Raw genomic sequence first — 22,650 nt, forward strand, 5'->3', positions numbered from 1 at the left:
GGGCTCCTTTAAGCCAGGCCGCATAGGGTTAATAACAGATCGATCAGCTTGATGCCGATAAAGGGCACCACCAGTCCGCCCACGCCATAGATCCACAGGTTACGGCGCAACAGCGCCCCGGCGCTCAGCGGGCGGTAACTCACGCCGCGTAACGCGAGGGGGATCAGGAAGACGATGATCAGGGCGTTGAAGATCACCGCCGACATGATGGCCGAGGAGGGCGAACTGAGGTGCATCACGTTTAGTCGATTCAGTTGCGGATAGGTGGCGGCGAAGGCGGCCGGGATGATGGCGAAGTATTTCGCCACGTCGTTGGCGATGCTAAAGGTGGTCAACGAGCCACGCGTCATCAGCATCTGCTTGCCGATATGTACCACCTCGATCAGTTTGGTCGGGTTGGAGTCCAGATCGACCATGTTGCCCGCCTCCTTGGCGGCCTGGGTGCCGGAGTTCATCGCCACGGCCACGTCGGCCTGGGCCAGCGCCGGGGCGTCGTTGGTACCGTCACCGGTCATCGCCACCAAGCGGCCTTCGGCCTGATATTGGCGGATCAGCGCCAGTTTGGCTTCCGGTGTCGCCTCGGCCAGGAAGTCGTCTACCCCGGCTTCGGCGGCGATGGCGGCGGCGGTCAGCCGGTTATCGCCGGTGATCATCACCGTCTTGATCCCCATGCGGCGCAGCTCGGCGAAGCGCTCCTTGATCCCCCCCTTGACGATATCTTTGAGCGCCACCACCCCCAGGATGCAGGCATCTTCGGCCACCACTAAGGGGGTCGCCCCGCTGCGAGCGACGCGCTCGACGGTCTCATCTACGGCGCGCGGGAAGTGACCGTCGGCCGATTCAACATAACGGCGAATCGCATCGACGGAGCCTTTACGGATCATGCGCCCCTGGATGTTGACCCCGCTCATGCGTGTCTGGGCGGAGAAGGGGACGAAGGTGGCATTCAGGCTGTGCAGATCGCGTTCCCGCAGGTTAAAGCGCTGCTTGGCCAGTACGACGATGCTACGCCCTTCCGGGGTCTCATCCGCCAGTGAAGCCAGTTGGGCGGCGCTGGCTAATTGTTGCTCACTGACCCCATTGACCGGCAGGAACTCGGAGGCCTGGCGGTTACCGAGGGTGATGGTACCGGTCTTATCCAGCAGCAGCACGTCGACATCGCCAGCGGCCTCGACGGCTCGTCCGCTGGTGGCGATGACGTTGGCACCCAGCATGCGGCTCATGCCGGCGACACCGATAGCCGAGAGCAGACCGCCGATGGTGGTGGGGATCAGGCAGACCAGCAGCGCCACCAGCACCGTGACGGTGACCGGACTCCCCATCTGGCTGACCTGGGCCCCGAAGAGTGAGAAGGGATACAGGGTGGCGCAAGCCAGCAGGAATACCAGCGTCAGGGCGATCAGCAGGATGGTCAGGGCGATCTCGTTGGGGGTCTTGCGTCGCTTGGCGCCCTCCACCATGGCGATCATGCGATCGAGAAAGGTTTCGCCGGGGTTGACGCTGCACTGCACCACCAGCCAGTCGGAGAGGACCCGCGTCCCGCCGGTGACGGAGGAGAAGTCGCCGCCCGACTCGCGGATGACCGGTGCGGACTCGCCGGTGATGGCGCTTTCGTCGACCGAGGCGCCGCCCTCCAGGACTTCACCGTCGCAGGGTAGGGTATCACCCGCCTCGACCAGCACCACGTCACCTTTACGCAGGCTCTCGGCGGCCACCTTCTGCCATGGCGCGCCATACTGCGCCTGTTGCAGTTTCTTGGCCCAACCGCTCTTCTTCACGCCTTTTAAGCTCTCGGCCTGCGCCTTGCTGCGCCCCTCGGCCAAGGCCTCGGCCAGGTTGGCGAAGAGTACGGTAAACCATAACCAGACAGCCAGGCTGCCGGTGAAGGCGGCGCTGCCGTCGGTATGACCACTGAGGATCATCAACCAGATAAAGCTGGTTAGCAGGCTGCCCAGGTAGACGACGAACATCACCGGGTTACGCCATTGTACGCGTGGGTCCAGTTTGCGCAGGGCGTCCCGTAACGCGGTCTTGAGCAGAGCGGGGTCGAACAAGGCTCGCTGTTGATGACTCATGATAATTCTCTCTATGTCCTTACACTTACGGCTGGGTGTGTAGCAGCGTGGTTTGTAGCTGCTCGGCGACTGGCCCGAGCGCCAGTGCCGGAATGAAGGTTAAGGCGCCGACCAGCAAGATGGTGCCGATCAGTAGGCCGACGAACAGCGCGCCATGGGTCGCCAGGGTGCCGTTACCGGCCGGTTGGCGTTTTTTCAGCGCCAAGGCACCGGCGATCGCCATGACGGGGATGATCACCCCGAAGCGGCCGAGCAGCATGACGAGCGCCAGCAGTAGGTTGTAGAACGGCGTGTTGACGCTCAGCCCACTGAAGGCGCTGCCGTTGTTATTGGCGGCGGAAGAGAAGGCGTATAGCACCTCGCTGAAGCCGTGGGCACCCGGGTTGAGGATGGCGCTGCGTCCGGCGTCACACAACAGGGCGATGGCGCTGCCGACCAGGACCAGGGCCGGGGGGATCAGGATGGCCAGCGCGGTCATCTTCATCTCGAAGACCGTGATCTTTTTCCCTAGGTACTCGGGGGTGCGGCCAATCATCAATCCGGCGATGAAGACGGTGAGCAGGACGAACAGCAACATACCGTAGAGCCCGCTGCCGACGCCGCCGAAGACCACCTCGCCGATCTGCATCAGCCACATCGGTACCATGCCGCCGAGGGCAGTAAACGAGTCATGCATCGCATTGACCGCGCCACAGGAGGCGGCGGTAGTTACGACGGCATACAGGGCGGAGGCGAGGATACCGAAGCGGCTCTCTTTCCCCTCCATATTGCCGTTGCTGTCGGCGCCCAGCGTCATTAGATGTGGGTTACCTTGCAGTTCGGCATACATCACGGCGCCAGCGGCGACGATGAAGATCAACGCCATGGCCCATAGCAAGGCGTGGCCCTGGCGACTATCGCCGACGCTGCGGCCGAAGGCGAAGCAGAGTGCGCTGGGTAGCAGGAAAATCGCCACCATCTGAACCAGATTGCTCAGCGCGCTGGGGTTTTCGAAGGGATGGGCGGAGTTGGCACCGAAGAAACCGCCGCCGTTGGTGCCCAGCAGTTTGATCGCCTCTTGGGAGGCGACCGGCCCCAGCGGTAACAGCTGTTTCCCTCCCTCCAATGGGCTGACATCGACATAGGCGGCGAAGTTTTGTACCACCCCTTGGCCGGCGAAGAACAGCGCCAGTAAGAGCGACAGGGGTAACAGGACATACAGGGTGATGCGCCATAGATCGACCCAGGCGTTACCCAATGCCGCATCGGCGTGACGGCTGAAGGCGCGAGTCAGGGCGAACAGGATGGCGATGCCGCTGGCCGCCGAGAGGAAGTTTTGTACGCCAAGTCCGGCCATCTGGCTGAGGTAGCTCAGGCTACTCTCGCCGCTGTAGGCTTGCCAGTTGGTGTTGGTGACGAAGCTGACGGCGGTGTTGAGGGCTAAATCCCAGCGTAGGCCGGGAAAGCCCTGTGGGTTGAGCGGCAGACTACCCTGGGCCAATAATAGGATGAACAGTAGCGCGATACCCAGGAGATTAAAGGCGAGGATCGCCAACAGATAGCGGCGCCAATCCATGTCGCGTGGCGTGATACCGCATAAGCGCCATAGGGTATTCTCTGTGCGCACCATGGCGCGATAAGGCTCTCCGTCGATCAGGCGGCTCAATAGGCTACCGAGCGGGGGGGCCAGGACCAGCAGCGCCAGCAAGAGTAGCCCGATGAGCATCAGTGCATTGAGTAACATCAGAAGTCCTCCGCATGCCACAGTGCATACACCAGGTATACCAGCAGTAGCAGCACCAAAACGGTGCAGGCAATCAGTCCCACGGTCATTGTGTTCTCCTCATTATGTCTGGCTTAATGACGCCTTCAGCATAGGGAGAGCGAGGCATAAAAAGGGTAAAAAAGGCGGGGCTGGCTGTAAAAAAGATATAAAAATGAATATTATTCATACAGATATCGCCGATTAAATCGGCTAAGGGCGGCGCAGGTTAGGTCGTTGTGCGTCGTGTGTCGTGACGGTGTGGCAACGTCGCAGGTGCGGGGGCAAGCGGCCCATGCATCATCCACCGTCAACGGCCTATCAGGAGTTAGGCGCACGCGGGGCTACGGCGCAGATAAGGTCAGTCAGCACGCGAGGCTATGGCGTGATTAAGTGGAAAGCGTGGCGCGATCACGCACGATGGCGACGCGTTGACCTCTCGGCGTGTGTCGACCTGGACGCCTGTGATGCGGTATCGCCATCCAGGGTATAGGTGGTCGGAGGAGTGCTTGCTTTCTGTGCAGCGAGGGGCTATGTTGTTCCCACTCAGGCCAGCGCTTCTGGCCACGCTGTTCCCGCCTCGCCGCTAGGCTTTAGGCGAATTTGCAAGGAGGTCACGATGCTGTATCCCCCCTATTCTTGGCCACGCATTCTGTTACGCCGTAGCGGCGTTATCGTCATTGGTACACTCGCGCTGCCGGTGATGCTGCTGCGTAAGGATCGCGCCCGTTTCTACAGCTACCTGCATCGGGTGTGGTGCAAGACCAGTGATAAACCGGTGTGGCTGAGCGAATCAGAAAAAGTGAAGCCCGACTTCTTCTGACGGCAACGCCGGCGAGACTCGCAGATGTGGCGCGGCGGTCTACACTTGCGTAAGGATCCCGGAAATCGTTTGTCGCTGTGAAGGGAGGCTTACCATGTCATCTACGATCCCGGTCGGTATCAGTGCCTGTCTGCTCGGTCAGACGGTGCGCTTCGATGGTGGACATAAGCGTCTGGCCTTGGCCTGTGAGACGCTGGCGCCATTTTTTCGCTTCTTACCCCTCTGTCCCGAGATGGGCATCGGCTTGCCATCGCCGCGCCCCGCCTTACGTTTGTTGCGGCGCGAGGCGTCATCGGACATCGCCCTGGTCGATAGTCGTGACCCTAGCTTGGATTATACGGCGGCGATGCAGGCCTTTTCCGCGCATCAACTGCCGCACCTGCAGGCATTGTGTGGCTTTATCCTCTGTGCGCGCTCGCCCAGTTGCGGTATGGAGCGGGTCAAGGTCTACACGGCGCAGGAGGCGCGGAAGAGCGGGGTAGGGCTGTTTGCCGCCGCCCTGATGGCGGCGATGCCCTGGTTGCCGGTTGAGGAGGATGGGCGCCTGAGCGATGCGCTGTTGCGCGAGAACTTTATCGCACGGGTGTATGCCTTGCACGAGTTCAATCAGCTGTGGCACCAGGGATTGAGCCGTGGCGCACTGGTGGCCTTTCATAGCCGTTATAAACTGTTGCTGTTGGCCCACTCACAACCCGATTATCGCGCATTAGGGCGTCTGGTGGCGGCTATCGCTCAATATGATTCATTGGCGCAGTTCGCCGTGGAGTATCGCGCGCGCTTGATGGCGCTGATGCGCCAGCCTGCGACGCGGCGTAACCATACCAATGTGCTGCAACACGTGCAGGGCTACTTCAGCCCGCGTCTGAGTGCCGCCCAGCGCGCCGAGCTGAGCGAGTTGATCTTGCAGTATCGTCAGGGGACACAGCCATTGCTGGCCCCCCTGACGCTGCTGAAACATTATCTGCGTGAATATCCCGATGAGTACCTGGCCTCGCAGCGTTATTTTTCGCCCTATCCAGACGCGTTGCGTCTGCGCTATGGCCATTAGGTGGCGCCGATGACAACCCATGTCGTCTGGTTACGCAACGATCTGCGTGTGACCGATAACCGCGCATTGCATGCCGCCTGCGCCGATCCTGACGCGCGCGTGCTGGCGCTCTATGTGGCGACGTCGCGTCAGTGGCAAGCGCAGGATATGGCGCCCCGTCAGGCGCAGTTCATTTGGCAGAATCTGCAGTGCCTGCGGCTTGAGCTCGCGGCTCGTCATATCGCGCTGCATGGCCTGAGTGTGGCGGACTATGCCGCCCAGCGACAGGCGGTGGCGCACTTTTGTGCTCAGCATCAGGCCACGGCCCTGTTCTTCAATCGCCAGTATGAGCTGAATGAGCGCCGGCGGGATGAGGCGTTATGCGCCACGCTGTCCATTCCTTGCCATGGCTTCGACGATGCCTTGCTATTGCCCCCCGGCGCCGTCCTGACCGCCGCGGGGCAGATGTTCAAGGTTTTTACCCCGTTTAAACACGCCTTCTTACAGGCTTTGGGTCAACAGGATAATGCACCGTTGCCGGCACCGACCCGGCGGGCTTACCCCTGTGCACCGCCGCCAGTGCTGCCTACCTTCGACTACCCCGCGGCGACGGTCGATGCGACGTTGTTTCCCGCCGGAGAGGCGGCGGCTCAGGCGCGGCTGGCGCATTTTTGCCGCACCGATCTGGCGACCTATGCTGTGCGGCGTGACTTTCCGGCGCAGGCGGGAACCAGCCTGCTGTCGCCCTACTTGACGTTGGGGGTGGTGTCGCCGCGTCAGTGCCTGGCGGCGCTGCAGTCGGGGATGCTCGACTCGCCGAACGCGGCCTCTGGCGGCGGCGCCGCCTGGTTGAATGAGTTGATCTGGCGCGAGTTTTATCGCCACCTGCTGGTGGCGTGGCCCGATCTGTGTCGCCATCGCCCCTTCCTCCCCTGGACGGCGCGCATTCGTTGGCGCGACGACGAACAGGGATTGCGGCGCTGGCAGCAGGGGATGACCGGCTTTCCATTAATTGATGCGGCTATGCGTCAACTCAATCACTGCGGTTGGATGCATAACCGTCTCCGTATGCTGACGGCCAGTTTCCTGGTCAAAGATCTGTTGATCGATTGGCGTCTCGGCGAGCGTTATTTCCTCAGTCAGCTGATCGATGGCGATCTGGCGGCGAACAACGGCGGCTGGCAGTGGGCCGCTTCGACGGGCTGCGATGCCGCGCCCTATTTTCGTATTTTCAATCCGACGACGCAGGGGCAACGTTATGATGCGCAGGGGCAGTTCATTCGCCGCTGGCTACCGGCGTTGAAGGATGTGCCGGATAGTGAGATCCATCACCCTCAACGCTGGGCGTTACGCCAGCGACGCGTGCTAGACTACCCCGACCCCATGGTCGATCACGCTCGGGCGCGGCAAGATACGCTATTGGCCTTTCAGCGCGCCCGTATGACGGAGGACGATGGCGGGTGAGTCGATTCGAGACGACAGGGAGGGCGAGGGGATGTGGATCAGGAGAACCATCAGCTGTGGGGTCGTGGGGGTTGTATTATATGGCCTGTTGGCGCTGCCCGCGCTAGCGGGTTTTCAGGTCGTGGCATTAGGCAGTGGCGGGGGGCTCAGCGGCGACAATCTGCCCGCCTATCTGATCCGCCACGAGCGTGATACGCGTTATCTGGGGCTGGATGCGGGGTCGACCTTACCCGGGATCGCCAAGGCGTTGGCGCAGGGCGCCTTCCCCGAGGCGAGCGCCGAACGTGCCGCGCCTTGGACGCCACAAGGATACGTGCTGCGTGAGTTGATCGTGGCCTATTTTATCAGTCATGCCCATCTCGACCATGTCGCCGGGCTGCTACTGGCCGCGCCGGAGGACAGCCGCAAGCCGATCTATACCCTGGCGAACAGCGCCGAGACGCTACATAATCACTACTTTAACTGGAAAAGCTGGCCCAATTTTAGCGATGCCGGGCAGGGGCAGCGTCTGGGGACCTATCGTATTCACAGCGTGCGCCCGGCGCAGCGTTTTGCCCTCGGCAATAGCGGGATGAGCGCTCAGGTGTACCCGTTGAGCCACGGCGGCGTGACCTCGGCGATGATCCTGCTGGAGCGATCGGGCGAATACTTCGCCTATTTTGGCGATACCGGGGCCGATAGTGTGGAACAGAGCAGCCATCTCGATCGCATCTGGCGCCGGTTGGGCCCCTTGTTGGCCAGTGGCGCGCTGCAAGGCATGATCATCGAGACCTCGTTCAGTGACGCGGTACCCCAAGCGCGCCTCTTCGGCCATCTTACGCCGCATCTGCTCAATCAGGAGCTGACTAACCTGGCGTGCTATAGCGGTGGCGCCTCTGCCTTGGCCGGATTCCCGGTGGTGATCGCTCATATTAAACCGTCGCTACAGGCTGGCGAGACGGCGGCGCAGACCATCATGGCACAGTTGGCGGCGGGGAATCGTAACGGGGTGGCGTTTCGGCATCTGCAGCAGGGGGAGCATGCGCTGTTTTCGGGGCGTGAGTAGCGTATTATTCGAGGATCGAGATGGCGATTGAATGATGCGACTGAGGAGAGTGCATGGATAATTGGCTGTTAGAGCAACAGATGAATCAGCTGTTGAATGTGGCTGAGATGCAGGATTACGCCCCCAATGGTCTGCAGGTCGAGGGGCGTCGCGAGGTACGGCGCGTCGTCACTGGGGTGACCGCCTGTCAGGCCCTGTTGGATGCCGCGTTGCAGGCCGAGGCGGATGCGATCTTAGTCCATCATGGTTATTTTTGGAAAAACGAGGCGCCGACCATCCGTGGCATGCGGCGTCAGCGTCTTAAGACGTTGCTGGCGAACGACATTAATCTGTATGCCTATCATCTGCCCTTGGATGCGCATCCACAGTTGGGCAATAACGCTCAGTTGGCTCGGGTGCTAAAGATTACGCCACAAGGGCTTATTGCTCCGCTACTGCCCTATGGTGAATTGGCTGAACCTTGCAGTGCCGGGGAGTTGATTGGCCGTTTGGAACGTAAACTGCATCATAGCGTACTGCATTGTGGCGATCATGCACCGGCGAAGATCCGGCGTGTGGCGTGGTGTAGCGGGGGCGGACAGGGGTTCATCGAACAGGCGGCGCAGTTCGGTGTCGATGCGTTTATTACCGGTGAGGTCTCGGAGCAAACCATTCATATCGCCCGGGAGATGGGGCTGCATTTCTTTGCCGCAGGCCATCACGCGACGGAGCGGGGGGGCATTCGGGCGTTAGGGGAGTGGTTGGCGCGCGAGCATGGCCTCGAGGTGACCTTTATCGATATTGCGAACCCGGCCTGAGTGTGCCACGGAGGGTCGGCACGGCCGGCCACCCGTGGACCATGTTATTACCAATTTAATACCACAACCTAATGGCGCATTATTTCCCAGGCGCTGTCGCGTCTTGCGTCGGTATTCTGCGCGGTACGCCGCGCCTGCCGTTGTCACGGCTGTTTTCCTATTAATAATCGCCTGCAAAAATTACGCCATCGCGCTATTATTTTTTTAATGATCACCCGACTGACTTTCTCATATTCTGTTTGTCTTATCCCCCCATTTCCCTGTATGCTAACGGTTAATCCGAATAGTTTATTGCAGCATTAAATTTATATTGACAAGTAGCAATGCTTTTATTTTCAAATGAATTTAGCGCTTCGATACAGCGCCCTTAGTCGTATTTCATCGGCGTTGAATGACCTCCCCCCCATATCGTTATATGTTGTCTTACAACACTTATCTGTCGAGGCGAGCGATCATTAAAAACTAAATTCGGACATCTCCTTGGAAGAGGCAAGATAGGATTGTGCCGGTCGCTATCATGGTCAACCTGAAGCGTTTTTTTCGGTTGGCTAAAGCCGTGATCGGAGAGAGCTACATAGACGGGCGTTAAAGGAATGGATATGTTTGAAATTTTCGCTGTTGACTATCAGTCGCTGTCAAGAACGACATCTACCGAGCTATTCTCATTGCGCAAAGGCACGTTTAAAGATCGTTTGAATTGGGCTGTCAACTGTAGCGATGGCATGGAGTTCGATGAGTATGACAGCGAGCATACGACCTATCTACTGGGTGTAAAGGATAATGATGTGGTGTGTAGCGTGCGCTTAATCGAGACGCGTTATCACAACATGATTGTGGGTACCTTTTGCCAGTATTTCGCTAAGGCGGAGATCCCTGCCAGCAGCCAGTTCTTCGAATCCAGCCGATTCTTTGTCGATAAACGCCGGGCACGTACCTTGTTGGCCAACCAATATCCGCTATGTCATCTGTTATTTTTGGCGATGATTAATTACACCTTATCCTCAGGCCATCAGGGGATTTATACCATCGTCAGCCATCCGATGCTACGGATTCTGACCCGCTCCGGTTGGGATGTTTCGGTCGTCGAGAAAGGTACTTCAGAAAAGGATCAGGCGATTTATTTAGTCTATTTGCCGGCCGATGCTGAGAATCAGCGTTGCCTGATTGAGCGGATTAATCAAGATTTGGAGCAACCCTATCCGCAGGCATTGCTACAGGCTTGGCCCTTGCTGCTAGAAGAAGAGACGATTAGCGCTCAATCGGTTTGATCAGTTGTAATTCAACGCCGAGTCGGATGGCATGCTTGGCGTTGAGCACCCCTAATTTTTTTACCACGTTGCCGATATGAAACTTCACCGTGCCGCTTTTAATCCCTAAGATCAGCGCGATCTCCTGATAGGTTTTACCCATGCTGGCCCAATACAGAATTTCATTCTCGCGTGCGGAGAAGATATTCTCCATGTTATTACTTTTAATATTATGCTGTTGTACTTGAAGCTGCCGTTGCCCCGTCATGAAGCGCTCATGAGCGTTGATCAATAACATCTGTAACGCTCCTTGATTCTGCTCGACAATACTAAGACTATGATCGTCAACCATCAGTGAGAGCATTGCCAGTTGGTTATCGGCATCATGCAGGACAAAGGTATAGCCTTTGTTGACCTGATATTTTTTGGCCAGACTAAAGATCTTGGACAGGTTGAGCTTGGCGTTCACCGTGATCTTTTCATCCCAGAGGAAAGGTGAAACGCGACGTAGCGCATAGATCACTACCGGGTCGATCTGTTGATAATGGTGCTCTTTGTACAAGGTTACCCATTCATCGGGGTAGTTGGAGATGATGGTGATTTCTGTGGGATTCTTTTTGTTGAGCAATAAATAGGCAAACTGTAGTTGCCCATAGTAGGATAAAGATTGATCGATAAACCGCTTGATATCCTGCGCCAGGCTCTCGTTATCAGCAATCACTCTACTTCTTTCTCCTCATTGGCATCACCACCTACTATTAGGTATACAATAATACGTTCTGTGGTGAATTACATCCTCTATCTACCATGATACTAGATATTGACATGAGTCGTAGAGGGCCTCCTGCATTATCAGCGGGATAGCTATACCTTAGTCTAACTAGACGTTATTGTCATCGCTTAATAGAATAAGTGCCAGGTTAAGAGGGCAAAAAAAAACCTGACCCATCGATGGATCAGGTTGCCAATTTGGCCAACACCAGGGAAAACGTTACAATCAGGTTGATACTTTCCAGATACTACAAATAGAGAAAGTACGCCTGATTATCCTTACGACGCATCGCCTAATGGCCATGCCCGTTACTATTCATCTAATCGTAATCGTCCTCATTCTGTTTCTGCTACGACTTTTCAGGCACAGCTTACATAAAAATGTCAGCAGAATATAGACCCTGCGCTATCTTTTTTCTCTACTTTACAGAGGAGAAAAAAATGAATCCTTTGCTTATACTTAGTAATATTAATTCTTATTATTTTATTTAATCTTAGTCTTTGATTTTTATCGATTTATTATTATCGGTTATTTCTTGAACGGCACTCGTTGTCATATGAATAGTGATACTATCGATCTACAAATATTGCTGCCGCATTGTAAAACAAGCGTGACAAATTATAGTTTCTACTGACTTTGTCCTACAAACGTATTCAATTAAGCATGCGCGCGGTTAATTGTCTTATATTGGTCTTAGATTCTCGCTCGTCGAATGGAGCGAGAATCTGAGTGCCGTTAGCTGGCATCGGCTAAAGCTTAATTCTTTTTCACAAATTCCGACTTGAGCTTCATCGGACCGAAACCATCGATTTTACAATCGATATTGTGATCACCCTCGACCAGGCGAATGTTTTTCACCTTGGTGCCGATTTTCAGCATCGAGGAGCTGCCTTTGACCTTCAGATCCTTGATGACGGTGACACTATCGCCATCGGCCAACAGGTTGCCATTGGCATCTTTGACGACTAGAGTCTCTTCTTCCTGGGCGGCGTCGGTGGCGTCGTTCCACTCGTAGGCGCATTCTGGACAGATATACATGTCATTATCTTGATAGGTATACTCTGAATGACACTTCGGGCAATGTGGCAGTTGCATGATAAGGCCTCGCAAAAGTAAAAACCGCCGGGATGCGGGCGCTTTGCTCGGCATCGGGCGGAAAAGTAGTGAAAATAAACTTTACCCAGCCATAATACCTCATTCGTCGATATTTTTGTTGATAAATCTTTCTTTTACCCCCGTTTGTATCGTATTTCTATCGGCTTAGTATACTTAATTTTTTTATTTTATTGTTTTTATTCAATTGGTTATTTGAAGTTGTTGGCGATTTTCTCGTATGGCGCGCTCTGGTTATCAAAGTGCTAAAAAGTTCGTTTTATTCGTCTGGCCTGCCTCAATCGAAACGGCGTAGATAGGTGTTTTGATCGTAGCGTACGCCTTCGAGCTCGCAGGCTTGGTGACGTGTCTCCACCAGGGTGAAGCCATTGCGCCGTGCGACGGCGTTGCTACGCAGATTCACGCTGATGCACTGGATCACGAAGCGGGTGACTTCGCGCTGCGCCACATAGTGTCGCATCAATGCCTGGAGGGATGCCGAGACGAGGCCTTTACCTTGGTAAGGCTGAGCCAGCCAATAGCCTATCGGTGCGCAACGGCGCTGGAGATCGATGCTATTTAAGGAGATTACGCCGACACAGTGCTGCTGATAGTGGATGACGTAATGGCGTGCGCTGCCTGCCTGATGCGCCTCGGCTTGGGCGTGTAGCGTCTGAGTGAGATTGTCGACATGCGCCATGCTATGCGGCCAGCTGAGGAAACGACAGAGGTGTTCGCGATTCTGCTCCACCAGCGTGAACAGCGCCTGGGCAAAGCGCGGATGTGCCGGGATCAGATAGAGTTCGGGACCGGCGAGTAAGATAGTGTGTTGCATGATGCCTCCCGGGCGTAGCGCCGCCCTTGTTGGCGGGCAGTATAACGCGATGGCGAGGTGGAGAGGAGGGCGGGTACCCGCGTGGCGCGCTGAGTGAGTGGTGGGGGGAGTGAACCCGGCCAGACTGGCTGACCGGGACGGGGAGATTAACGACGCTCCAGCTGGGAGCTGAATTCGCGGCGGGTATAGCCGGTGTACAGCTGACGCGGGCGGGCGATCTTCAGGCCATCTTCGTGCATCTCGTTCCAATGGGCGATCCAGCCGACGGTACGGGCGATAGCGAAGATGACGGTAAACATGGTCGAGGGGATCCCCATCGCCTTGAGAATGATACCGGAGTAGAAGTCGACGTTGGGGTAGAGTTTCTTCTCGATAAAGTAGGGATCATTCAGCGCGATATGCTCCAGCTCCAGCGCCACTTCGAGCAGGTTGTCATTCATTCCCAACTCTTTGAGCACCTCATGGCATGTCTCCCGCATTACCGTGGCGCGTGGATCGTAGTTCTTATAGACCCGGTGGCCGAAGCCCATCAGGCGGAAGGAGTCGTTCTTATCCTTGGCGCGCTTAATAAAGGCGGGAATATGATCAACATGATTGATCTCCTCCAGCATCTTCAGACAGGCCTCGTTGGCCCCACCGTGCGCCGGTCCCCACAGCGAGGCGATACCGGCGGCGATACAGGCGAACGGGTTGGCACCGGAGGAGCCGGCGGTACGCACCGTCGACGTCGAGGCGTTCTGCTCATGGTCGGCATGGAGGATCAGGATGCGATCCATGGCGCGTTCCAATACCGGGTTAACCTGGTACTCCTCACAGGGCGTGGCAAACATCATGCGCAGGAAGTTGCCTGCATAGGAGAGATCGTTCTGTGGGTAGATAAAGGGTTGCCCCAGGGAGTACTTGTAACACATCGCCGCCACGGTCGGCATTTTGGATAGCAGGCGGAAGGCGGCGATCTCGCGGTGACGTTCGTTACTGATATCCAGCGAATCATGGTAGAAGGCCGCCAGCGCGCCGGTAACCCCGCACATGACCGCCATCGGGTGTGAGTCACGGCGAAACCCTTGCAATAAGCGGGTAATCTGCTCGTGGATCATGGTATGGCGGGTGACGGTGGTCTTGAAGGTGTCATACTCTGCCTGCGTCGGTGGCTCGCCATTCAACAGGATGTAACAGACCTCAAGGAATGAGGAGTGTTTCGCCAGTTGATCGATGGGATAGCCGCGATGTAACAGGATCCCCTCATCACCGTCGATATAGGTGATCTGGGACTCGCAGGAGGCGGTAGAGGTAAAGCCCGGATCAAAGGTGAAGTAGCCGTGGCCGCCAAGTTTACGGATATCGATCTCATCGTAACCTAGCGTCCCGGACAGTACATCCAGTTCAATGCGCTCAGAACCCACCGTCAGCGTTGCTTTCTTGTCTGCCATTACAGTCTCCTTTGGGACATCTATTTTTAGAACCATTGACGCCGCACGGGATGCGGCGAGGTAAGCTTCCCTGGCACGTGATATGGCCGTCTCGCGTCTTTCGTTGGCGTCAAGCGGCGCAGTGGCCTCTCCTTGTCACGTGGTTGCCGTTACTAATTGTTAAAAATGTGTTTCCAAGGTGGCGTAAGGATTATGATTATTCATGTTGACGGCGTGGAAAGGGATTTCCAACACAGCTGGCTAACGTTGTCTCATACGAAAGCGAATTGGGCAACATCTAATCATAACGCACACTTTTAATTCTCTTTTTGTAATCGAAATGTTGATTTATTGTCAATGAGGTTAGCCTATTTATTAACTTTTGATGAATGCGTGACCATGCTCACTGTTTTGGTTAAATGTTGTTAATCATTTTGTGTTTGAATTGTAATCATAATGTGGTGACCCTATACTGCCGCCAGGTCTCCGGGACTTACCGCCGTCGGTAGGCATGCCTGTTGTGGAGCACCCAGCGCCCATCGCCCGGTGTGGTCAGATATCCGTTTGCCGACGCTGTCTGCCCGCGATCACGTGGCCTTGGGATGCTGCTTGACGCCGCCCAGGTCCGGAGGAGGGAAAATAAAAAGAGCTATGTGGGCAACACTGTGAAAAAACAAAGACCTGTCAATCTTGACTTGCCAACAATCCGCTTCCCCATTACTGCCATTGCCTCGATCCTACACCGCGTTAGCGGGGTCATCGTCTTCGTCTCCATCGGTATCCTTCTGTGGTTGCTCGGCCTATCGCTCTCGTCGGCTGAGGGATTCGCGCAGGCGTCGGCGGTAGTGGATGGTGTGCTGGTCAAGCTGGTGTTGTGGGGCATCCTGACGGCGTTGGCTTACCATATTTGTGGTGGTATCCGCCATTTACTGATGGATTTTGGTTATCTGGAAGAGACGTTTAGTGTGGGATGTCGCTCGGCGCAGGTGGCGTTCGCTGCGACCGTGCTGCTCTCCATCTGTGCGGGGGTGTGGGTATGGTAAGCAATGCATCGGCGCTGGGGCGCAACGGGATCCAGGATTGGTTACTGTTGCGTGCATCCGCCATCATCATGACGTTGTACGTCATCTACCTGGTGGCCTTTATCGTCGGGGCTGGCCCGCTTAACTATGGCGTGTGGCTCGACTTCTTCTCCTCTCGGTTGACCCAGGTGTTTACCCTGCTGACTCTATTGTGTGTCTTGGTGCATGCCTGGATCGGGATGTGGCAGGTGTTGACGGATTATGTCAAACCTCTGGCACTGCGTCTGCTGCTACAGCTGGCGATCGTGGTGGTACTGGTGGTTTATCTGGTTTATGGCACATTGGTCGTCTGGGGGATATAAATGAAGCTGCCAGTGAGAGAGTTTGACGCCGTCGTGATCGGCGCGGGTGGTGCGGGCATGCGTGCCGCATTGCAGATTTCGCAACAGGGATTCCGTTGCGCCTTACTATCGAAAGTCTTTCCTACCCGCTCCCATACCGTCTCGGCGCAAGGTGGCATCACCGTCGCGTTGGGCAATACCCATGAAGATAACTGGGAATGGCACATGTACGACACCGTGAAGGGGTCGGACTATATTGGCGATCAGGACGCCATCGAATATATGTGTAAGACCGGCCCCGATGCCATCCTAGAGCTGGAGCATATGGGACTACCCTTCTCCCGGCTGGATGATGGGCGTATTTATCAGCGTCCATTCGGCGGTCAATCGAAAAACTTCGGCGGTGAGCAGGCGGCCCGCACGGCGGCGGCGGCGGACCGTACCGGACACGCCTTGTTGCATACCCTGTACCAACAAAACCTGAAGAATCACACCACCATCTTCTCCGAATGGTATGCCTTGGATCTGGTGAAGAATCAGGATGGTGCGGTCGTCGGCTGTACCGCCTTATGCATCGAGACGGGGGAGGTGGTTTACTTCAAGTCGCGCGCCACGATCCTGGCGACCGGTGGTGCCGGGCGTATCTACCAGTCGACCACTAACGCGCACATTAATACCGGTGACGGCGTCGGCATGGCGCTGCGCGCCGGGGTACCGTTGCAGGACATGGAGATGTGGCAGTTCCATCCGACCGGCATCGCCGGCGCAGGGGTCTTGGTGACAGAGGGCTGTCGCGGCGAGGGCGGTTACCTGCTGAATAAGCATGGCGAGCGTTTTATGGAGCGCTATGCGCCGAACGCGAAGGACTTGGCGGGACGGGATGTGGTTGCCCGGTCGATCATGATCGAGATCCGCGAGGGGCGTGGCTGCGAGGGGCCATGGGGTCCTCACGCCAAGCTGAAGCTCGATCACCTGGGTAAAGAGGTGCTGGAGTCCCGTCTGCCGGGCATCCTGGAGTTGTCGCGCACCTTCGCCCATGTCGATCCGGTCAAGGAGCCGATTCCGGTGATCCCGACCTGTCACTATATGATGGGCGGGATTCCGACCCGCATCAGCGGCCAGGCGTTGACCCAGGACGCGAACGGCAACGATCAGGTGATCCCGGGGTTGTTCGCCGTCGGCGAAATCGCCTGCGTTTCGGTGCATGGGGCCAATCGCTTGGGCGGTAACTCATTGCTGGATCTGGTGGTCTTTGGCCGCTCTGCCGGCCTGCATCTGGCGCAGAGTCTGCAAGAGCAGGGGCCGTTGCGCGATGCCGGCGAATCGGACATTGAGGCGAGTCTGCTACGGCTAAACCGCTGGAACGGCGCCCGCAAGGGGGAGGATCCGGCGCAGATCCGCAAAGATCTGCAGGCGTGTATGCAGCATAACTTCTCGGTGTTCCGCGAAGGCGAGGCGATGGCGCAAGGTTTGGCTGAATTGAAGCATATTCGTGACCGCCTGGCCGATGCCCGCCTGGATGACACCTCTAGCGAGTTCAACACCCAACGCATCGAGTGCCTGGAGCTGGATAACCTGATGGCCACGGCCTTCGCCACCGCCATGGCGGCGAACTACCGTACCGAAAGCCGCGGGGCCCACAGCCGCTTCGACTTCCCGGAGCGTGATGACGCCAACTGGCTGTGCCACACCCTCTATCTGCCAGAGAGCGAGCGTATGGTACAACGCCACGTCAATATGCAGCCTAAACTACGCGCGGCGTTCCCGCCGAAGGTGCGGACTTACTGATTTGCCGAGGAATAGGTGATGAAACTCGAATTTTCTATCTATCGTTACAATCCCGACGTAGACAGCGCGCCGCATATGCAGGATTACACCCTGGAGGCCGAAGAGGGGCGTGACATGATGCTGTTGGACGCCCTGATCCGCCTGAAGGAGCAGGACCCGACGCTGGCCTTCCGCCGCTCCTGTCGTGAAGGCGTCTGTGGCTCCGATGGGGTCAACATGAATGGCAAGAATGGCTTGGCCTGTATCACGCCGATCTCCGCGTTACGTCAGGGGGGACGCAAGATCGTCATCCGCCCCTTACCCGGCCTGCCAGTGGTGCGTGATCTGGTGGTGGATATGGGGCAGTTTTATGCCCAGTACGAAAAGATTAAACCCTATCTGATCAACGATGGCCGTACGCCGCCGGCGCGGGAGTATCTGCAATCGCCGGAGGAGCGCGCCAAGTTGGATGGGCTATATGAATGCATCCTGTGTGCCTGCTGCTCCACCTCCTGTCCTTCATTCTGGTGGAACCCGGATAAGTTTGTCGGTCCTTCGGGTCTGCTGGCGGCCTATCGCTTCCTGATCGACAGCCGCGACACCGCGACGGCACAGCGCCTGGATGGTTTGGACGATGCATTCAGCGTATTCCGCTGCCATGGCATCATGAACTGTGTCAGTGTCTGCCCGAAAGGATTGAACCCGACGCGCGCCATTGGTCACATTAAATCCATGCTGCTGCATCGCGAGGCCTAACACTAAGAAAAATATAGTATTCAGCCTAATAGGCCGGATAATGCACTGTCCCGCCCCGCTGTCGAGAGGGGCGGGCAGAGAACCGCTAAAAGCCGCTTTCGCCGTGGGTTTGCGCCGGTTTTTAGCGGTTCCCTGAGTATGCCGTCGTTGGCGGCATCCACTGTCCGCTGATGTCAAAACCGCCCCGAGAGGTGGATACAATAGCGGCAGGGTTATCACGCAGTGATTATGTTGTTGGTAAATTGGATAAAATTTTTAATAACATTAAGTTAATACAAGAATATCTGTTAAAAATAGGATATTCACCACGGCGAACTACGGGCTTTATAAGCTTAAGGGATCACGATGCAAAACGGCACAATGAAGGCCTGGCTGGATTCCTCCTATCTGGCGGGCGCGAACCAGTCTTATATAGAGCAACTGTATGAGGACTATCTCACGGACCCCGACTCGGTGGAGCACAGCTGGAAAATCCTCTTTCAACAACTGCCGGCTAATGGATTGCCGCCGGATCAGTTTCATTCTCAAACACGTGACTACTTCCGCCGTCTGGCTAAAGATCCGGCGCGTTTCGGCCAGAGCTTTAACGATCCGCAGACCGATGCGAAGCAGGTGAAGGTGTTGCAATTGATCAATGCCTTCCGTTTTCGTGGCCATCAGCAGGCGAACCTCGATCCACTCGGGTTGTGGAAACAAGAACCGGTGCCCGATCTCGACCCGGCCTTCCATAACCTTAGCGCAGAGGATTTCGACGAGACGTTTAACGTGGGCTCCTTCGCTGTCGGCAGCGAAACCATGCGTCTGGCGGATATTTACCGTGCGTTGCAACAGACTTACTGTGGCACCATCGGCGCCGAGTATATGCACCTGACTAACACCGACGAGAAACGCTGGCTGCAACAGCGTCTGGAGTCGGTGATGGGACAGCCCTCCTTTAACGCGGAGGAGAAGCGCCGCTTCCTGCGCGAGTTGACCGCCGCCGAGGGGCTGGAGCGCTATCTTGGCGCGAAGTTCCCCGGCGCCAAACGCTTCTCGCTGGAGGGTGGCGATGCGTTGATCCCGATGCTGAAGGAGCTGATCCGCCACGCCGGCCTGCACGGTACCCGTGAGGTGGTACTGGGCATGGCACACCGCGGGCGCTTGAACGTGCTGATCAACGTACTGGGTAAACATGCCGATGAGTTGTTCGACGAGTTTGCCGGCAAGCATAAGGACCATCTGGGCACCGGCGACGTGAAATACCACATGGGCTTCTCCTCAGATATGGCGACGGAGGGCGGCCCGGTACATCTGGCGTTGGCCTTCAACCCGTCCCACCTGGAGATCGTCAGCCCGGTGGTGATGGGCTCGGTGCGTGCCCGCCGTGATCGACTGGATCGGACGCGCAGTGACATCGTGCTGCCGATCACCATTCATGGCGATGCGGCCGTCACCGGCCAGGGCATCGTGCAGGAGACGTTGAACATGTCTCAGGCGCGCGGCTACGAGGTGGGGGGCACGGTGCGTATCGTCATCAACAACCAGATCGGTTTCACCACCTCCAATCCGCTGGATGCGCGTTCAAGCCAGTATTGCACCGACATAGGCAAGATGGTGCAGGCGCCGATCTTCCACGTCAATGCCGATGATCCGGAGGCGGTGGCCTTCGTCACCCGACTGGCGCTCGATTTCCGTAATACCTTTAAGCGCGACGTGTTTATCGATCTGGTGTGTTACCGCCGTCACGGCCATAACGAGGCCGATGAGCCGAGTGCGACCCAGCCGGTGATGTACCAGAAGATCAAGAAACACCCGACGCCGCGCAAGCTGTACGCCGATCGCCTGACGGAGCAGGGGGTGGTCTCCTTGGAGGATGCCACCGAGATGGTCAATCTGTATCGTGACGCCTTAGACAGCGGGGGATGCGTGGTCGAGGAGTGGCGGCCGATGACCATGCACAGCGTGACCTGGGACCCCTACCTGCACCACGAATGGGACGAAGCGTATCCCCACGCCGTCGAGACGCAGCGCCTGCAAGAGTTGGCCCGCCGTATTAGTCGGGTGCCTGAGGAAGTGGAGATGCAGGCGCGGGTCGCCAAGATCTATGCCGATCGCGCGGAAATGGCCGACGGCAGTAAGCCATTCGACTGGGGGGGCGCGGAAACGCTGGCCTATGCGACGCTGGTGGATGAGGGGATCCCGGTGCGTCTCTCCGGTGAGGATTGTGGCCGCGGCACCTTCTTCCACCGCCATGCGGTGATCCATAACCAGAAGGATGGGTCGCTGTATGTACCGCTGGAGAATGTGCATCACGCTCAGGGCGACTTTAAAGTCTGGGACTCGGTGCTTTCCGAGGCGGCGGTATTAGCCTTCGAATACGGTTATGCCAGCGCAGAGCCGCGCACCCTGACCATCTGGGAGGCGCAATTCGGGGACTTCGCCAACGGTGCCCAGGTGGTGATCGACCAGTTTATCAGCTCCGGTGAGCAGAAGTGGGGGCGGTTGTGTGGCCTGGTGATGTTGTTGCCGCATGGCTATGAGGGCCAAGGACCGGAGCACTCCTCCGCGCGTTTGGAGCGTTACCTGCAACTGTGCGCCCAACAGAACATCCAGGTCTGTGTGCCCTCGACACCGGCGCAGGTCTACCATATGTTGCGGCGCCAAGCACTACGTGGCATGCGGCGCCCGCTGGTGGTGATGTCGCCCAAGTCGTTGCTGCGCCATCCGCTGGCGATCTCCTCACTGGAGGAGTTGGCACAGGGGAGCTTCCAGCCGGCGATCGGCGAAATCGACCCGATCGATCCGCAACAGGTTAAGCGGGTGGTGATGTGTTCCGGCAAGGTGTACTACGATTTGCTCGAGCAGCGGCGTAAGAATGGCCAGGAAAATGTGGCTATCGTGCGCATCGAGCAGCTGTATCCGTTCCCGCATCAGGCGGTGCAGGCGGTATTGGCTCCCTATACCCAGGCGCATGACTTCGTCTGGTGTCAGGAGGAGCCGCTTAACCAAGGCGCCTGGTATTGCAGCCAGCACAACTTCCGCGAGGTGATCCCTTTCGGTGCGGTGTTGCGTTATGCGGGGCGCCCCGCCTCGGCCTCGCCGGCGGTAGGATATATGTCGGTTCACCGCGAGCAGCAGCAGGCGCTGGTGGACGATGCATTGCATGTGGAATGAGTTCAGGGTGCGGACCCGCGGGTCCGCATGCGAGACACGCTTTGAAATAAGGAAAAATAATGAGTAGCGTAGAAATTCTGGTTCCCGATCTGCCCGAGTCAGTCGCCGATGCGACGGTCGCCACCTGGCATAAGCAAGTCGGTGAGAGCGTGGCCCGTGACGAGGTCGTGGTTGAAATCGAAACGGATAAAGTGGTGTTAGAGGTGCCAGCACTGGAGGCGGGCGTGCTGGAGGCGATCCTCGAGCCAGAGGGGGCGACGGTGACGGCGCGTCAACTGCTGGGGCGCCTGCGCCCGGCGGACGTCAGTGGCGTAGCGATCGGCAGTGGGCCGCAGGTCGCGCAGGCGGCGCCAGCCGAGCGTCATACCGCCGCGTTGGATAGCGGTAATAGCGATGCGTTGAGCCCCGCGGTGCGCCGTTTGGTGGCGGAGCATGATCTGGATCCGGCAGCCTTGCAGGGCAGCGGTGTCGGTGGACGCCTGACGCGCGAGGATGTGGAGAAACACCTGTCCGCCCAGTCTGCTGCGGCACCCTCGCCGACACCGGCCGCTCGCGCCAGCGAGGCACCGTTGACCGCCGGTCGGGAGAAGCGGGTGCCGATGACCCGTCTGCGTAAGCGTGTGGCGGAGCGGTTGTTGGAGGCGAAGAACAGCACCGCGATGCTGACCACCTTCAATGAAGTGAATATGCAGCCGATCATGGATCTGCGTAGCCAGTATGGTGAAGCATTCGAGAAGCGCCATGGTGTCCGTTTGGGCTTTATGTCCTTCTATGTTAAGGCGGTGCTGGAGGCGCTGAAGCGTTATCCCGAGGTTAACGCCGCCCTCGACGGTGAGGAGGTGGTCTACCACAACTACTTTGACATCAGCATCGCCGTCTCCACGCCTCGTGGCCTGGTCACACCTGTGATCCGCGATGTCGATACCCTGAGCATGGCGGAGATCGAGAAGCGCATCAAGACCTTGGCCGTGAAGGGGCGTGATGGCAAGCTGACGGTTGAGGAGCTGACCGGAGGTAACTTCACCATTACTAACGGGGGGGTCTTCGGTTCGTTGATGTCGACGCCGATCATCAACCCACCGCAAAGTGCCATCCTGGGCATGCATGCCATCAAGGATCGCCCGATGGCGGTCAATGGTCAGGTGGTGATCCTGCCGATGATGTACCTGGCGCTTTCCTATGATCACCGCCAGATCGACGGGCGCGAATCCGTCGGCTTCCTGGTGACCGTGAAAGAGATGCTGGAAGATCCGGCACGCCTGCTGCTGGATGTCTAACGCTGTG

The 22,650-nt window shown here is 57.4% G+C and carries 19 protein-coding genes; 12 read left to right on the forward strand and 7 right to left on the reverse strand.

All coding sequences use genetic code 11. The features are described from left to right. Positions 1–8: 8 nt before the first annotated feature. The 3 genes from kdpB to ACEQFP_RS06980 are packed head-to-tail and all read right to left on the reverse strand — an operon-like array spanning position 9 to position 3,887. Positions 9–2,075 (reverse strand): potassium-transporting ATPase subunit KdpB, encoded by a 2,067-nt coding sequence (gene kdpB / locus ACEQFP_RS06970; RefSeq protein WP_035597534.1) that lies wholly within the window; start codon positions 2,073–2,075, stop codon positions 9–11. Between the two features lie 25 nt (positions 2,076–2,100). Continuing rightward, positions 2,101–3,798, reverse strand: coding sequence for a potassium-transporting ATPase subunit KdpA (kdpA, locus tag ACEQFP_RS06975; RefSeq protein WP_370547256.1), 1,698 nt, complete (start codon positions 3,796–3,798; stop codon positions 2,101–2,103). Next, a complete protein-coding gene (locus ACEQFP_RS06980; protein ID WP_035594725.1) occupies positions 3,798–3,887 on the reverse strand; it encodes a potassium-transporting ATPase subunit F in 90 nt (29 codons plus the stop codon). Before ACEQFP_RS06980 ends, kdpA begins: the two co-directional genes overlap by 1 nt. A gap of 548 nt (positions 3,888–4,435) precedes the next feature. Between ACEQFP_RS06980 and ACEQFP_RS06985 the strand changes: the two genes are divergently transcribed. From ACEQFP_RS06985 to ACEQFP_RS07010, 6 genes are all read left to right on the forward strand, one after another. After that, positions 4,436–4,639: a YbfA family protein gene (locus ACEQFP_RS06985; RefSeq protein WP_005295342.1), complete on the forward strand. Its 204-nt coding sequence runs from the start codon at positions 4,436–4,438 to the stop codon at positions 4,637–4,639. 94 nt (positions 4,640–4,733) lie between these two features. Beyond that, complete coding sequence (locus tag ACEQFP_RS06990; protein WP_035603717.1) at positions 4,734–5,687, forward strand: DUF1722 domain-containing protein; 954 nt, start codon at positions 4,734–4,736, stop codon at positions 5,685–5,687. 9 nt (positions 5,688–5,696) lie between these two features. Then, the gene (phrB, locus tag ACEQFP_RS06995; RefSeq protein WP_047059370.1) at positions 5,697–7,130 is read left to right on the forward strand and encodes a deoxyribodipyrimidine photo-lyase; all 1,434 of its coding nucleotides are present in this window, start codon (positions 5,697–5,699) and stop codon (positions 7,128–7,130) included. A 31-nt stretch (positions 7,131–7,161) separates the two neighbouring features. Continuing rightward, positions 7,162–8,175, forward strand: a complete 1,014-nt coding sequence (locus tag ACEQFP_RS07000; RefSeq protein ID WP_370547257.1) for an MBL fold metallo-hydrolase — start codon at positions 7,162–7,164, stop codon at positions 8,173–8,175. A 53-nt stretch (positions 8,176–8,228) separates the two neighbouring features. Beyond that, positions 8,229–8,972: a type 2 GTP cyclohydrolase I gene (locus tag ACEQFP_RS07005; RefSeq protein WP_005288963.1), complete on the forward strand. Its 744-nt coding sequence runs from the start codon at positions 8,229–8,231 to the stop codon at positions 8,970–8,972. A gap of 599 nt (positions 8,973–9,571) precedes the next feature. Further along, entirely contained in the window at positions 9,572–10,240 is a 669-nt protein-coding gene (locus ACEQFP_RS07010) for an acyl-homoserine-lactone synthase (RefSeq protein ID WP_005295349.1), read from the forward strand. On the opposite strand, the gene ACEQFP_RS07015 is transcribed toward ACEQFP_RS07010, so the two are convergent. From ACEQFP_RS07015 to ACEQFP_RS07030, 4 genes are all read right to left on the reverse strand, one after another. Beyond that, entirely contained in the window at positions 10,221–10,940 is a 720-nt protein-coding gene (locus ACEQFP_RS07015) for a LuxR family transcriptional regulator (RefSeq protein WP_005288957.1), read from the reverse strand. The genes ACEQFP_RS07010 and ACEQFP_RS07015 overlap by 20 nt on opposite strands. Before the next feature lie 807 nt (positions 10,941–11,747). After that, complete coding sequence (locus tag ACEQFP_RS07020) at positions 11,748–12,086, reverse strand: zinc ribbon domain-containing protein YjdM (protein WP_005295353.1); 339 nt, start codon at positions 12,084–12,086, stop codon at positions 11,748–11,750. Positions 12,087–12,381: 295 nt separating this feature from the next. Then, positions 12,382–12,918, reverse strand: coding sequence for a GNAT family N-acetyltransferase (locus tag ACEQFP_RS07025; protein ID WP_005288942.1), 537 nt, complete (start codon positions 12,916–12,918; stop codon positions 12,382–12,384). Between the two features lie 146 nt (positions 12,919–13,064). Then, positions 13,065–14,348 (reverse strand): citrate synthase, encoded by a 1,284-nt coding sequence (locus tag ACEQFP_RS07030; RefSeq protein ID WP_005295356.1) that lies wholly within the window; start codon positions 14,346–14,348, stop codon positions 13,065–13,067. 632 nt (positions 14,349–14,980) lie between these two features. Between ACEQFP_RS07030 and sdhC the strand changes: the two genes are divergently transcribed. The 6 genes from sdhC (at position 14,981) to odhB (ending at position 22,643) form a co-directional block, all read left to right on the forward strand. Continuing rightward, a complete protein-coding gene (sdhC, locus tag ACEQFP_RS07035; protein ID WP_035603918.1) occupies positions 14,981–15,370 on the forward strand; it encodes a succinate dehydrogenase cytochrome b556 subunit in 390 nt (129 codons plus the stop codon). Next, entirely contained in the window at positions 15,364–15,711 is a 348-nt protein-coding gene (sdhD, locus tag ACEQFP_RS07040; RefSeq protein ID WP_005288935.1) for a succinate dehydrogenase membrane anchor subunit, read from the forward strand. The genes sdhC and sdhD overlap by 7 nt, the downstream gene beginning before the upstream one ends. Next, positions 15,712–17,478 (forward strand): succinate dehydrogenase flavoprotein subunit, encoded by a 1,767-nt coding sequence (gene sdhA / locus ACEQFP_RS07045; protein WP_005288932.1) that lies wholly within the window; start codon positions 15,712–15,714, stop codon positions 17,476–17,478. It abuts the gene before it with no gap. Between the two features lie 18 nt (positions 17,479–17,496). After that, positions 17,497–18,213, forward strand: coding sequence for a succinate dehydrogenase iron-sulfur subunit (locus ACEQFP_RS07050; protein ID WP_035597891.1), 717 nt, complete (start codon positions 17,497–17,499; stop codon positions 18,211–18,213). Positions 18,214–18,558: 345 nt separating this feature from the next. Beyond that, positions 18,559–21,366, forward strand: coding sequence for a 2-oxoglutarate dehydrogenase E1 component (gene sucA, locus ACEQFP_RS07055; RefSeq protein ID WP_005295365.1), 2,808 nt, complete (start codon positions 18,559–18,561; stop codon positions 21,364–21,366). Positions 21,367–21,425: 59 nt separating this feature from the next. After that, a complete protein-coding gene (odhB, locus tag ACEQFP_RS07060; RefSeq protein ID WP_005288918.1) occupies positions 21,426–22,643 on the forward strand; it encodes a 2-oxoglutarate dehydrogenase complex dihydrolipoyllysine-residue succinyltransferase in 1,218 nt (405 codons plus the stop codon). Positions 22,644–22,650 lie beyond the last annotated feature (7 nt).

It is taken from the genome of Edwardsiella sp. A.80236 (assembly GCF_044540725.1).
Classification (GTDB): domain Bacteria; phylum Pseudomonadota; class Gammaproteobacteria; order Enterobacterales; family Enterobacteriaceae; genus Edwardsiella; species Edwardsiella tarda.